This window comes from Ktedonobacter robiniae (genome assembly GCF_016587375.1).
Taxonomy (GTDB): domain Bacteria; phylum Chloroflexota; class Ktedonobacteria; order Ktedonobacterales; family Ktedonobacteraceae; genus Ktedonobacter; species Ktedonobacter robiniae.
Window position 1 is genome coordinate 1,285,060 of record NZ_BNJG01000001.1, and the last position, 12,685, is coordinate 1,297,744.

The 12,685-nt window shown below is 53.7% G+C and carries 17 protein-coding genes; 14 read left to right on the plus strand and 3 right to left on the minus strand.

Translation table 11 applies throughout. The annotated features are described in order from the left end of the window. The first annotated feature begins 204 nt into the window (after window positions 1–204). The 10 genes from JMJ04_RS05260 to tatC all read left to right on the plus strand — a co-directional run bounded on the left by JMJ04_RS05260 (window position 205) and on the right by tatC (window position 6,085). The gene (locus tag JMJ04_RS05260) at window positions 205–720 is read left to right on the plus strand and encodes a YceD family protein (protein WP_201369491.1); all 516 of its coding nucleotides are present in this window, start codon (window positions 205–207) and stop codon (window positions 718–720) included. A gap of 48 nt (window positions 721–768) precedes the next feature. Beyond that, on the plus strand, window positions 769–957 hold the full coding sequence (rpmF, locus tag JMJ04_RS05265) for a 50S ribosomal protein L32 (protein WP_007911634.1): 189 nt from the start codon (window positions 769–771) through the stop codon (window positions 955–957). 77 nt (window positions 958–1,034) lie between these two features. Next, window positions 1,035–2,063, plus strand: a complete 1,029-nt coding sequence (gene fabD, locus JMJ04_RS05270; RefSeq protein WP_201369492.1) for an ACP S-malonyltransferase — start codon at window positions 1,035–1,037, stop codon at window positions 2,061–2,063. A gap of 307 nt (window positions 2,064–2,370) precedes the next feature. After that, window positions 2,371–2,727 carry an Asp23/Gls24 family envelope stress response protein gene (locus tag JMJ04_RS05275; protein WP_007911636.1) on the plus strand — a complete coding sequence of 119 codons (357 nt, stop codon included), beginning with the start codon at window positions 2,371–2,373 and terminating at the stop codon, window positions 2,725–2,727. Between the two features lie 32 nt (window positions 2,728–2,759). Next, the gene (nusB, locus tag JMJ04_RS05280) at window positions 2,760–3,203 is read left to right on the plus strand and encodes a transcription antitermination factor NusB (protein ID WP_007911637.1); all 444 of its coding nucleotides are present in this window, start codon (window positions 2,760–2,762) and stop codon (window positions 3,201–3,203) included. Then, a complete protein-coding gene (gene acpP, locus JMJ04_RS05285) occupies window positions 3,203–3,439 on the plus strand; it encodes an acyl carrier protein (RefSeq protein ID WP_201369493.1) in 237 nt (78 codons plus the stop codon). Before nusB ends, acpP begins: the two co-directional genes overlap by 1 nt. 309 nt (window positions 3,440–3,748) lie before the next feature. Next, window positions 3,749–4,492 (plus strand): RNA polymerase sigma factor, encoded by a 744-nt coding sequence (locus tag JMJ04_RS05290; protein ID WP_201369494.1) that lies wholly within the window; start codon window positions 3,749–3,751, stop codon window positions 4,490–4,492. Continuing rightward, a complete protein-coding gene (locus JMJ04_RS05295; RefSeq protein WP_201369495.1) occupies window positions 4,485–4,778 on the plus strand; it encodes a hypothetical protein in 294 nt (97 codons plus the stop codon). Before JMJ04_RS05290 ends, JMJ04_RS05295 begins: the two co-directional genes overlap by 8 nt. Before the next feature lie 163 nt (window positions 4,779–4,941). Beyond that, window positions 4,942–5,238, plus strand: a complete 297-nt coding sequence (locus JMJ04_RS48600; RefSeq protein WP_201369496.1) for a twin-arginine translocase TatA/TatE family subunit — start codon at window positions 4,942–4,944, stop codon at window positions 5,236–5,238. A gap of 43 nt (window positions 5,239–5,281) precedes the next feature. Then, window positions 5,282–6,085, plus strand: coding sequence for a twin-arginine translocase subunit TatC (gene tatC, locus JMJ04_RS05305; RefSeq protein WP_201369497.1), 804 nt, complete (start codon window positions 5,282–5,284; stop codon window positions 6,083–6,085). A gap of 41 nt (window positions 6,086–6,126) precedes the next feature. Here the strand turns inward: tatC and JMJ04_RS05310 are convergent, their stop codons facing one another. The 3 genes from JMJ04_RS05310 to JMJ04_RS05320 are packed head-to-tail and all read right to left on the minus strand — an operon-like array spanning window position 6,127 to window position 8,583. Continuing rightward, complete coding sequence (locus JMJ04_RS05310; RefSeq protein ID WP_201369498.1) at window positions 6,127–7,527, minus strand: MFS transporter; 1,401 nt, start codon at window positions 7,525–7,527, stop codon at window positions 6,127–6,129. Continuing rightward, window positions 7,511–8,101: a hypothetical protein gene (locus JMJ04_RS05315; protein WP_201369499.1), complete on the minus strand. Its 591-nt coding sequence runs from the start codon at window positions 8,099–8,101 to the stop codon at window positions 7,511–7,513. The genes JMJ04_RS05310 and JMJ04_RS05315 overlap by 17 nt, the downstream gene beginning before the upstream one ends. Further along, the gene (locus JMJ04_RS05320; RefSeq protein ID WP_201369500.1) at window positions 8,101–8,583 is read right to left on the minus strand and encodes a hypothetical protein; all 483 of its coding nucleotides are present in this window, start codon (window positions 8,581–8,583) and stop codon (window positions 8,101–8,103) included. Before JMJ04_RS05320 ends, JMJ04_RS05315 begins: the two co-directional genes overlap by 1 nt. 383 nt (window positions 8,584–8,966) lie before the next feature. Between JMJ04_RS05320 and JMJ04_RS05325 the strand changes: the two genes are divergently transcribed. The 4 genes from JMJ04_RS05325 (at window position 8,967) to JMJ04_RS05340 (ending at window position 12,536) form a co-directional block, all read left to right on the plus strand. Next, entirely contained in the window at window positions 8,967–9,341 is a 375-nt protein-coding gene (locus JMJ04_RS05325) for a GlsB/YeaQ/YmgE family stress response membrane protein (protein ID WP_201369501.1), read from the plus strand. Between the two features lie 259 nt (window positions 9,342–9,600). Further along, a complete protein-coding gene (locus tag JMJ04_RS05330) occupies window positions 9,601–10,248 on the plus strand; it encodes a MarC family protein (RefSeq protein ID WP_201369502.1) in 648 nt (215 codons plus the stop codon). Between the two features lie 140 nt (window positions 10,249–10,388). Beyond that, the gene (locus JMJ04_RS05335) at window positions 10,389–11,276 is read left to right on the plus strand and encodes a rhomboid family intramembrane serine protease (RefSeq protein ID WP_201369503.1); all 888 of its coding nucleotides are present in this window, start codon (window positions 10,389–10,391) and stop codon (window positions 11,274–11,276) included. 132 nt (window positions 11,277–11,408) lie between these two features. Then, window positions 11,409–12,536 (plus strand): rhomboid family intramembrane serine protease, encoded by a 1,128-nt coding sequence (locus JMJ04_RS05340; protein ID WP_236037921.1) that lies wholly within the window; start codon window positions 11,409–11,411, stop codon window positions 12,534–12,536. The last annotated feature ends 149 nt before the right edge of the window (window positions 12,537–12,685 follow it).

Sequence of the window (12,685 nt, forward strand, 5' to 3'; positions counted from 1 at the left end):
CCCTTACCCGTGGCCGCTTACGGGTCTTGACACCCTTTCAAGGCTTGTCTATAATGAGCAAGCGCCAGCAAAGAGCAAGAACTTTTCACTTTGCGCCATATCGCTATTTTCAGTATGCATTTTTACTGAGAGGAGATATCCTGATGATGTCTCACACAAGGGTTCAACTTTCTAGTGGAAAGGGAACAAGGAATGATCTTTAATGTGGCGCAACTTTTGAAATCGCTCGTCGGTACCAGCCTTGAGTCCGACTTTAGCGAAGATGATATTCAGCTTGACGAAGATCTCAAGGTCATCGGTCCTATCGCAGGTCACGCTCGTATGCGTCACATCAACCAGGGAATTCTGGTGGACGGCTGGGTAGACCTTACCGTTGAACTAGAGTGCACACGCTGCCTCAAGCATTTCGAGCAGCCTCAGCATGTAGACTTTGAAGAGCGGTTTTATCCAACCGTCGATGTGGTAACTGGTATTCCTGTCGAGCCTGTAGACGCGGAAGATGCCTTCCCTATCGACGATCACCACCTGGTTGACCTTACCGAGGCAATTCGCCAGCAGGTCCTGCTCGCGATACCCATTGTGACACTCTGCCGCGAAGATTGCGCCGGGCTGTGTGCGCAATGCGGGAAGGATCTCAATGAGGGTCCTTGTGAATGCCAACCAGAGCCAGACGCACGTTTCAGCGTCCTCAAGACACTTTTGCAGCAGGACAATTCATAAGCACATGTCACCCAGATTTTCAACGGGTGGAAGAGGAGAACAATTACCATGGGAGCACTTCCAAAGCAGCGTACCTCACGCGCTCGTCAGGGTGAGCGCCGGGCACATCATCACCTGAAATTACCACAACTGGTGGCCTGCCCTCAGTGCAAAACACCACGTCTTTCGCACCATGCCTGCCCCAATTGTGGCACCTATCGTGGCCGCCAGGTGTTTCTTCCTAAGGCCAGCAAGTAATGACAAGCAAGCGGCAATGTAACGCTTCTTCGTGAAGTCTCTTACATACGCCGCTTCTTTTTTTGAGAGTGATAAGCATGACGACCAGAGTCGCCTTTCTTTTTCCAGGGCAGGGAAGTCAGGCTGTTGGCATGGGAGCCGATATCTTCGCGTCCTCTCCCGCGGCCCAGAGAGTCTTTGCCGCCGCCGATGACGCCCTCGGGTTCTCACTAAGCGATCTCTGCTTCAACGGCCCAGAAACCACCCTGCGTGATACCATTAACGCTCAGCCCGCTATTGTGACCGTCAGCCTCGCGTACCTTGCCGCACTCCAAGAAGCCCTCTCCCCTGGCGAGCCTTCTTCCTGGTCTACGCCCCTCACACCCGCCTTTGTCGCGGGCCATAGTGTGGGCGAATGGAGCGCGCTGCCTGTCGCGGGCGCACTCGATCTCAAAGAGACCATCCTGGCCGTGCGCGAACGGGGCCGCCTGATGGAGCATGAAGGCACGGTCTGCCCCGGGGGCATGTCCGCCGTCATCGCCATGGACGAAGAGCCACTGCGCCAGGTCTGCCAGGAAGCAACTGAGCAGGCACTCGCGGAGCTAGCGGGGGCTACGACCCATCCCGGTCAGGGACGCGTCATTATCGCCAATTATAACGCTCCCGGCCAGATCGTAATCTCTGGTGAGAAGCGGGCGCTTGAGCTGGCGGGAGAACTGGCGAAGGCGCGTGGCGCCAAGCGCGTGATTCCTCTCGCGGTCAGCGGTGCCTTCCACTCACCCGTGATGGAGCCAGCCGCACAAGGCCTGGCGAAAACACTGGCAGAGCTTGAGCTTCGTGAGGCTGTGCTTCCCATCATCGCCAATATCGATGGCGCGCCGCTCACCGACCCCTCGCGTTTGCGCCAGGAGCTTGCCCAACAGGTGGCATCCTCCGTACAGTGGGTCAAGACCATCCAGTACCTGGTAGAGGCTGGCGTCAACATCTTTATCGAGATTGGTCCTGGCCAGGCCCTTGCGGGCATGGTCAAGCGCATCGCGAAGGGCGTCACGATTATGAACGTTGGCAACGCCAGCGAGGTCGCAAAGGCCGCAGCCCAGCTACGCGAACAGGATGTTTTGGCGTAGCTGCTTGCTTGTGTGAGCATATAGACAGGCTCTCCGTCTGAAGAGTCGGAGACCTGTCCAAAACCAGTATTGAAGTCCTCCTACTATGGACGGGCACACCATTTGGGATATATACTTGACATAGCTCGCAAAAGGGCCTATCTTTGGATTTAGATAATTTGCAATAGCGCCTGAATGCTCAACTACGATAGCGACAGATATACCGTAGTCATTTGTCAAATAAGTCGCTCGCTCCTTAACACTGGAAGGTTGCGATCTTACTTACCCATTTCATCTGGTGTGGCACTCACAGAGAAGAGAGGTTAAGATGGCAAGCGCCTATCAAAGTATTGGCTCCGTTCGCGTGGCCAAACAGGTACTTTCGACTATCGTAACGCATAGCGCGTTGCAGATTCCAGGTGTAATCGGTATGGCCAATACATCACCCACAGTGGCGATGCGTAACCAGTGGTCTCGCCTCCTCAAACACGACATTCCTCCTCAGGGGGTCGGGTTAACAGTGAGGGAGAACACCGTCTCGGCCGATTTATACTTGATCGTTGATGCAGATGTCGATATCGTCTCAATCGGCTCTGCCGTACAGGATGAGGTTGCCTCTGCGCTCGAAGATATGGTCGGGATGCAGGTGCAAGAAGTCAACATCTACATTTATGACATTGCATAACACGTCATTAGTTTGACATTTTTGAGGATACTATGCCAGGGATACGCAGGCAAGCGCGCATGGTCGCACTGCAAACACTCTATGAATACGACATGGTCCATCATGATCCCCTTGAGATCTTGCAGCGGCACGCTGAAGAGCGTAATCTCCATGCCAAAGTGGTAGAATACGCGCAAGAGCTGGCCGAGGGTGTCTGCAAGCACCTGGCTGATATCGACGCGCATATCCAGAGTGCCGCTCGCGAATGGCCACTGCAACAGATGGCTCGTGTCGATAAAAATATCCTGAGACTTGCAATCTACGAGATTCTGTTTAATAATACTGTACCAGCCAAGGCTGCTATCAATGAGGCTGTGGAACTTGCCAAGCTCTTCGGCAGTGACACCTCGAGCCGCTTCATTAATGGCGTCCTGGGTACTATATTTAATCGGGCTCAACAACAGCCCACCCCAAAAGCGGAAAGCGAGGTGAAATAATGCCAACTATTCATGATAGGCTGAAAAAAATTATCGTCGACCAGCTTGGTGTCGACGAGAGCGAGGTCGTTTCTAGCGCGTCTTTCGTTGAAGATCTCAACGCCGATTCGCTGGACCTCGTCGAACTCATCATGTCCCTTGAGGAAGAGTTCAAAGTTCAGATCTCCGATGAGGACGCCGAGAAAATCACGACCGTGCAAGAGGCCGAGGATTATATCGAAGAGCACCTGCGGTAATTTTTTTCTTCCTACGGACTCATGACAGGGTGGCCTAGGCCACCCTGTAACTTCCCTCACTCCCCTTCAGACAAACTGTATACTTTCCACACACTCCCCCTTTGCGAGATCCCATATATTTGCTACTATTTCTTTGTAAGACTAAGACATAATAATATTTTTTTCAAAAAAGAAATTCGTTGTCACACTTTCACATGCTCGTGCATCTGAGTAATAGAGAGACGTGTAAACCTGGCAATAGTTCAGATACACGGCTCCCGGTAAGAAACGTTTCTTTGCTATCGTCCATTTGTTGAGAGAGTTATCTGTGTGGATACGACGCCTACCGCCAAGGCTATAGAAGCGCTTATTCATGAGTACAGCGCCCTGGTCTTTCATACCATCTATGGCATGACCAATGATTGGGAGGAGAGCCAGGACCTGACCCAGGACACCTTTCACCAGGCTCTGCGTGGGATAGATGCCGCTCGCCGCGCGAGTGGAGACCACTTCCAACCTAAAGCCTGGCTCCTGCGTATTGCGCTGAATACGGTTCGCATGCACTATCGCCGCCGCAAGATATTAAGCTTTGTCCCCTTTTCGCGTATGCTCGAAGGGCGCCAGGCAGAGACGGCAAGTAGCGAAACGATCAGCGAGCAGGCCGCGCCTCTTCAGCCTTCAGGACTGGGAACGCACGCATCTGATGATCCGGCTGACATCATCGCCGAGCGCGACGCCGTACAGCGCGTCCTGGCCCGCCTGGCAGAGCCTCTACGAGTCTGCCTGCTGCTCTCTATCGTTGGCGGCCTGACCACCGCCCAGATCGCCGATCTGCTTGAACTAAAAGAGCCAGCCGTACGCCAGCGCCTCGCCCGCGCACGCAAGCAGTTTCAACAGCTCTACACCTATGAAAGCGATGAGAAACTTGTGGAGGCGCCTGGTGCTTCAGAGCCAATCACAACCAGCGCCGTCTCCACTGACAGAGAGAACATAGGACCGTCTACGCAAGCACATAAGCCCTACCATCTCTCGCTCAACGCCCAACCTGCGACACATCGGAGTAGCTATGCATAACGATACCGCAGAAACACTGCTGCTACGCCACTATGGTCCAACAGCGCCCAGGCCCTCAGACCTTGAGCAACGCCTGGTACATGCACTGCACCAGGAGAAGGTACAAGAACCGGCGCTCTTACCAACACGCCAGGCGCGCCTGATGACGCGTCGCCAGATCCTGCGTGCCGTAACCTTTAGCTCCGCCAGCGCGGGCCTCATAGGCCTGGCACTGGAAGGCGTTCAGCAACTTGACACGAGGTTCTTCGGTCACGATGCGACGACGCAACCACGGACGGCCTACTAGCCTCCACAGGCTGGTCTCGCTCCTAGCGCGTCATTACAGATAAGACCTTACGCTTGTTACTGTACGCTCAAATCTTGTATGAGATTTGAGCCTGAGCATACAATCAGTTGCATTCAGTTGTATTTTTCGCGTTACCATCTTAGTCCAGAAAGGATCTACCATCATGCCATTTGGAGTACATCCACTTACACTAGTTATCGTCGTCGTCATCGCCCTCCTGGTCTTCGGCCCTAAGCGCCTTCCCGAGATGGGTTCCGCTATCGGTAAGAGCATTCAGGAGTTCAAGAAGGGCATGAGCGAAATTGGCGCTCCCAAAGAAGAGAAGGAAGAGGTCAAACCCGTCGAGTCGAAGGGCGTTGATGCCATGGACATCGAGGCGCTTGAGCGTGAGATTGCCGCACGTAAAGCTGCTTTGAACGCCCAGGAGGCCGCAAGCCACTCAGTCGATGCCGAGGTTTAAATCAACGAATGTCGTCCGCTAAAAAACCTGCCTGGGAGTGTACATGGCAACTAGCAATCTAGACCAGCAGGAACGTAAACTATCCACATACGTGAGCGAAGCCACGGAAGATGTGGAGGATGAGCTGGCGGAATCGGCCATGACCCTGATCGAGCACCTGGAGGAGCTGCGTAAGCGCATCTTCAAGTGCCTGATCTTCGTCGTGATCTTTACAATCGTCGCCTTCGTCTTCCGTGTGCAGATTATGAGCTTTCTCTCTGCGCCGCTGCCAAAGTCATCTGATGCGCTTACCAGTGGCAAGATCGTCGTGACTGGTATCGCCGAAGGCTTTACCATCACGCTGCTCATTTCGCTCGCAGTAGGAATCCTGCTCTCAATCCCGGTTATTCTCTACCAAACCTGGGCCTTTATCGCGCCTGGACTCTATAAGCATGAGAAGAAGCACGCGGTACCTTTCATCGTCATCGGAATTGTGCTCTTCGCCATTGGCATTACGTTGGGGTACATCACCATCCGTTATCCCCTGGAGTTCCTGGTTCAGTTCTCGTCGGGCATGTTTACCGAACTGGTTACAGCAAATAGTTACTTTACCTTTATCACGTACTTTATGCTGGCCTTTGGTATCGTTTTCGAGATCCCGCTCGTGCTGACCTTTATGGCCCTGGTAGGTATCGTAGACTCGAACATGTTGAAGAAGCGACGCTCTACCGCTCATGTAGGGATGTGGATCGCTGCCTGTTTTATTACACCCGGCGCCGATGTCTATAGCCCGATCATTCTAGGTGTGGCGATGTCCTTCCTCTATGAATTGTCTATCATCTTCATTCGCGTCTTCGCTAAAAAATAAGAGGGTAAACAACAAGGGCGCCTGATCAGCGCCCTTGTTGTTTACTTGACCAGAACTTCTTCTCGCCGATCCTGCTCGCTCACATCAATCAGCAGGCGCTCACCAACCCCGCGCCCAAAGCGTCCCCAGAGTATGAGAACAGAGACAGTATAGAGTACTATTGCTATAAGAAATACCGGGCGGTAGCCACTGCGTGCGATTAAGAAGCCTCCAACAGGCGTCGCCAGGGCATTCGCGATATAGAAGGCCGCCTGGTAGATGCTGTTGGCAACTCCACGCCGCCTATGGGGAACGGCCTCCATTGAGAAGGCCTGGAAGACACCATTGCCCATATCCATCAAACCCTGGCGCAACAAGTAGAGCGGGGCAATCAAGGGGAGAAAGATCACAAGGCTGATCACGAGTAAAACGGGGAGGCTAGCGAGGCGTGTAGCAACCACAGTATTGACACGGCCGATCCGCAGCACCAGGAGAGGCGCGACCAGGGTAAGCACGGCATTGAGTGCGTTCGCTCCACCATCGATGGTGCCAAAGAGCGCAGGCGAGGCACCTAGGAAATGGACAAAATAGAGATTGAAATAGGGGATAAAAAGGCCTGCTCCAAAACCAATCAGCGTCTGCACCAGCACCAGTACAATCAGAGGGCTATGTAACAAGCCTCGTATATCGCTCTCACGCCAGCGCTGGAGCGTTTGCTTCACCTGGCTGACCATCAATAGCTTATGCCTCTTTTCAGGGGGGTTCAGACGCGTTATAGCGTCTTTTCGCTCAGACACACGAGTTGGGCGATCATTGCTCAGCAGGAAAAGGGGGATAAAGCTTGGGACGGCAATGAGACCAGCAAAGAGGAGTGAGAGTTGATAGGCGCGTGCCTCTGGTTGGTGTGCCAGGATGGCCGCTAGCCACGCGGGCCAGGTTCCCATCAGCCAGGTACTGGTGCGCAGCCAGACCGGGAGTACGCCTCCCAGCAGCTCACCCAGCACGGTCATAATCAGGGTCACAACAATCGTAAAGCTGAAGAGCAGGGAGCGCTCGGAGCTTGAACTATTCTGTGTCAGGAAAGGCGCGTTGACAACCAGGATAAAGGCGCCCGCTACACCCGCGATAAAGCCACTACACAGCAAGAATGGCGGTTGGCGCAACAGAAACTGTCCCGTCCCCGCCACGCCCACCGCAACACTGGCCCAGATCAGGATGGCCTTACTTCCAAATCGATCAATACAGAGGCCGGCGGGGAAGATAGCCAGGCCTGCTCCCACCGTCGTCATAAACAATACCAGTCCCACAAAATCAGTTTTATAGCCGAGTGAGACCAGGTAGAGATTATAGAGAACCTGGATAATGCCGAGCGTCATACCACTCAAGGCGTTGCTAATCAGGTACAGGCGCGCGTTGCGCTGAAAGCGACCAAACTGCCGCAGGTACTCAACGAGTAGTGACATTACGCAGTTGTTGTGCCTCCATACGTTGACGCGCTCCCTCGCCATTGCTTGCCTCGATTGGAACTTCAGGTGCCTGCTCTTCCATCAATATACGATAGCCGGGACTCTTAAACTCCAGGCCAGCCGCATCGAGACGAGCCTCCTCCTTGGCAAGCGTCTCGCGTCGCATCAGGCCGGGAAGGAAGAAGGCCTTCAAGATGGTCTGTGCCTGCACGGTACGCGCACGTGCCTCGATGAGGCCCTTCGCTGCTTTATCGGCAAGCTGTACCGTCTTTGTGTCGATCTTCTGCACACCCACGGGAACCTTCGCTACCGTACGCGCAAGCGCGCTCTCGTTCTCGTCAGGCGGCAAGCCCTGCCTGGCGCGCATGGTCGCCTGGTTGACACTCTCTACTTCCGGGCGCACCTTCTGTACCACGTTCACCTTCTCGCGCAGCAAGCTTAGTCCCCAAGCCATAGCAAAGTTCAAAGCCACTGAGACGATAATGAATACAAAGGCAAACAGGCAGATGATGATGGCCGCGATGCGTCCCCCCATCTCCAGGATAGGATTGACTCCAAGGACTAGAAACATTAGTCACCTCCAGCGCTCGCCTGCATAGCCTCCCGCTGCTGGTTCAGGCGCTCTTCGTATTTACTTCGCTTGCTCCCTTTACCAAAGAACACTTTGACCATCTCACCCGCGGCAACTGCGCCCGCGGCCGCGCGCACACTAGGTGCGACAACCAGATCGCTGGCCAGATTCGAGACAGTCCCAACGACCGAGGCCGTATGTCCGGCAGTTTTGGCTGTGTCCTGTACAATGCTAACGGTCTCTTGTAGAGAAGAGACGAGCGGTTTAGCCTCGTCACGTATTGTTTTGATCGTTCCAATGAGTGAGAAGACCGAGTAGATCTGCATGAACGTCGCGAACACCAGGAACGCGGCCAGAATCATCAGGATAATGTAAAGCGCCTCTAACAGCCACCCAAAATAGGCCGCCGCAATAATAAACAAGATGATTGCCACAAGTATTACGACGCCCACGATGAGCACAGTCTTTATTGCACCCCGCATAGTGGCCTCCCATAAAAATCTTCAGTAGTTCTTTTTCATTATAACGCACGAACTGAACGTGTTTAAACGCGAGTTATCGATCACAATCGGGGCAATAGCTTTTACTACCTATCAGGATTGCCCCTGGACAAAAATACTCCTACCCTTATATACGCACAGGATGCCATTCGCGTCTACAATTTCGCCATCTTCTTCATGCACCCACCATTAATCTCTACCTTTTGGCGTATCTTTTTACCATACTCATCCGTACTAGAGACGAGAGGGTTTAACTCCTCAATTTCATCACATTCTCGGCGCGTCCGGCGCTAATATATCATTCTTGACAAACTCTTTAGGCGCAAGGCGCGCCCTTGCAAAACCTGGAGGAGGTTCTATAAAACATGGGAATTTTGCTGCTGCCCCTTGCGGATTCCGTCATTATGACGGGTGATGTGCTAGGATATCATATCGAGATCACGATTGGGACGTTGATTGTCTGGGGCGTGGCTCTGCTCATTGGCCTGATCGCGGAATTTATCGTTGGCTGGCGTCTCCCCTATGGCATTTTTGGCGCTTTCGTTGCGGGCCTGGTCGGGACATGGCTGGCAACTGAGGTGTTTCACTTTAGCCTGCCCATAGACTATGTCTTCCACGATATTCCCCTCTTAAAAGCCCTGCTGGGTGCGCTCTCGCTGATTGTGCTCTGGCACCTGGTCACCTATCCGCTCTGGCGTAAACGCAGCCACCGTTCCCGCCGCTATGCAGCAGCCAGGTAGTGTACCTGATGTGCAAGATTTTTGTATAGTGGATGTGGTGCATGCTCACAGCCCTAGGGCTGTGAGCATGCACCACATCCACTATCCGAGCGAGCGCCACAGGCGCAAGAGACCACGCTCCTCAGTGTAGTGTTTACATAATTTATATATATGATATAATTCAAGCGCAGAAATAAGCTCGACGAAGGTAGTCTTCCACTCTATTTTATGCACTCTTTTTCCAATCTTAACTCGCAATACGAAGGTCTAGAGGTTTTCTGTGCCCACGCTCATTACTTTTACGATTAGTGCTTTCGTGACTTTTTTGACTATTATCGATCCCGTTGGTCTGGCTCCCGTCTTTGTTGGTCTCACCTCCCACCTCTCACAGGCCCAGCGCAAGGTAGTTATCGCCCGTGCCACCTTAATCAGTGCCGCAATTATTGCCTTCTTTGCTATTGTTGGTCGCTTTCTGCTGGACCGCCTGGGAATCTCGCTCTATGCGTTTAATATCGCGGGTGGCGTCCTGCTCTTTATGGTCGCTATCGACATGCTCTTTGGTCGTCCCTCAGGGGCACGCGAGACCAAGGAAGAAGAGGAAGAGGCCATGACCCGCGAGGATATCAGCGTCTTTCCTCTTGCTATTCCCCTGATCGCTGGCCCTGGAACCATTGCCACGACGATTCTCTATGTAGGACAGGCCTCGACACAGCCAATGTTGCTCCTATCGGTCTTTCTGGCAATTGCCAGTGCCCTGGCCCTGGCCTGGGTTGCCATGCGCAGCAGTTCCTGGATCATTCAGCGCGTTGGGCGTACCGGCATTATGGTCTTCTCCCGCATTCTGGGTATCCTGCTAGCAGCCCTGGCCATCCAATTTGTGCTGAATGGTGTAACCACCTTTGCCCACACCAGCGGCTTTATCAAGTAAGAGGTCTGGGTAAAGAGGTCCTGCCATCTTTGCTCCCTTCAGCCAGGTTGCGACTATTGAGGCGCCCGTTCGTATCTAATAATAAGCCCAAACGTTACGATATATAGAAGTAGAGACGCAGCCATAGACACGAGGAATGCTTGAAGATCAGTCCGCAACAGCAGCAGCAGCCAGCCACCACGCCTACAGCGCGTGATCGCCTGAGCTACCAGGTAGCCCTTTCCAGCTACCAGTCTCGCCATGGCCTCGATAAGGTGGCCTGGGTGACCTGGCTGCTTGTTCTGGGCATGAGCCTCCTCTGGATGCTCACCGCGTACAAGGCGGCACTTGCTGCTGGCGCTCATAGCTGGCAGACGATCCTTACACATGTCTGGACCAACGCGATCTCGATTCAACCGGCAGATGATGCCTCGCTCACGCAAGTTCTGATCGATTATGGGGCCAAATATAATCCAGCCATCGTGCAGCAACATGAGTACTGGCGCTTCTTGACACCCATGTTTCTCCATGCGAACCTCCTGCACCTGGGGCTTAACATGTTGAACCTACTGATGTTAGGTATCTTCCTGGAACGTTTGCTTGGTCATACGCGCTACCTGTTTCTCTACATTATCACTGGTATCATTAGTGTTCTCGCGAGCTTCTATTTCGCGCCAGAGGAGGTTAGTCTGGGGGCCTCGGGAGCTATCTTTGGCCTGGTGGGCGTCTTTAGTATCTTTGTGATTACCCATCGACGCGCCTTTCCCTTTGGTGGTCTCTTCTCGATTCTTTATCTCATCGTTATCATTGGGATCAATCTCGGTGTGGGCTTTATGATCACAAATGTCGATAACTATGCTCACTTTGGCGGCTTAATAAGTGGCTGCCTTCTGGGATTGTGGTTTAGCCCGCTCTATCGCAGTTCATCACCCTATACCGTCGTCGACCGCCACAGCCTGGCAAAGCGCTGGCCCTTGGCCCTGTTGACAATCTTAGGTACACTGATACTTACAGTCATTTCCCTATATCTAATAGGGACAAAAGTGTAACGAGAAGTGCCTTTCGAAAACCTGAGCGCGCTAGCGCTAGCCGCGAAAGCGGCGTTGTTTTTCGTATAAGGAGGAAATGCCTTCTCGCCTACCCTTGCTGGTTCTTTTTGGAGGATTCTTGTGGAAGCACAAATGGATATACAGACATACCTGGAACAGGGTAAGCAAGCCCTGGCTCAAGGTCACCCACGTGAGGCCGCCATCGCCTATGCACATGGCGCTCAGCTCGAGTCTGATAACCCGATGATTCATCTGGGCCTGGCGGAAGCCAACCTGGGGCTGGGGAGTTATGGCGTGGTACAGATGGCCTGCCGCCGCGTGCAGGAGCTACAGCCCGCCGGTGGACAGGAATCCCGCCTGGCACAGGCCCTGCTCGACCTCCTTGATCGACGCTTCGAGCGCGCACTTCAGAGTGTCGATGCCGTCATCAGCGAGGACCCGGGCATCGCCTATGCGCATGCGCTACGCTCACACCTGCTACGCGCCATGGGACAGACCTATGACGCCAACCTGGCACGCGCACGCGCGGCACGCCTCTCCTATGGTGGACGCTTCGAACACTGCTTCCCCAATGTTGAGCCACTCACGCCGCCCGAGCCAGCTCAGCCAACTGTACTTCCTACAAATGCGGCCAATGGAGCCAGCAGGGAGTCCATACCCACATGGTCGCGTCCGAATGGGATGCAGCGCCGTATGATTCGCACACGCTTCTTGATAAACCAGATGCCCGGCCTGGTGACAAATATCATTGTCGCACTCAGCATCATTGCCTTTCTCCTTGTTGTTACAGGCGTTGTCACCCTTAGCGGGGCAAATCCTCTCACGTATGTGGCCGCCATTTTCCTCACGGTCAGTCCTATACAGCTCATCATCAACCTCATCTCGCTCTTCTTTGTCGGGCGGGCCGTCGAGGTGCTCTTTGGCAAGTGGCGCTACATTGTCATCTACCTGGCATCCGGCCTTATCGGTATCCTGGTAAACCAATACTTCCTGGGAGGCTTAACCGCAGGCATGACCTATGCCGTCTTCGGCATCTTTGGGGCCCTGGGTGGCTTCTACTTTATCAACCGCAAATCCCTTGGTGGCTTTGGTCAGGGCGCGTTCCAGCAATGGCTGCTCTTCGCGGGTCTCAACATAGTGCTGAACGTTGCCTTTGCCCAGGGAAACTTGACCCTGGTCTATGGGCTGATCGCCAGCATCGTTGGTGGTCTGATCATCGCGGTCCTGCTGGCCCCGCGCCAGCGCCGCAACCTCTTCTAGCAGCTACCACCCACAAGATACAAGGGGAAGCATCTCTCGAGATGCTTCCCCTCTTTTTTCACCCTTTGCTTGTTGCTACTCACGTTAAACTTAATAGTAGGAAGTCGAGCTTGCAATCTCGCTGTGACCCGGCTGAGTCACAAAAATCC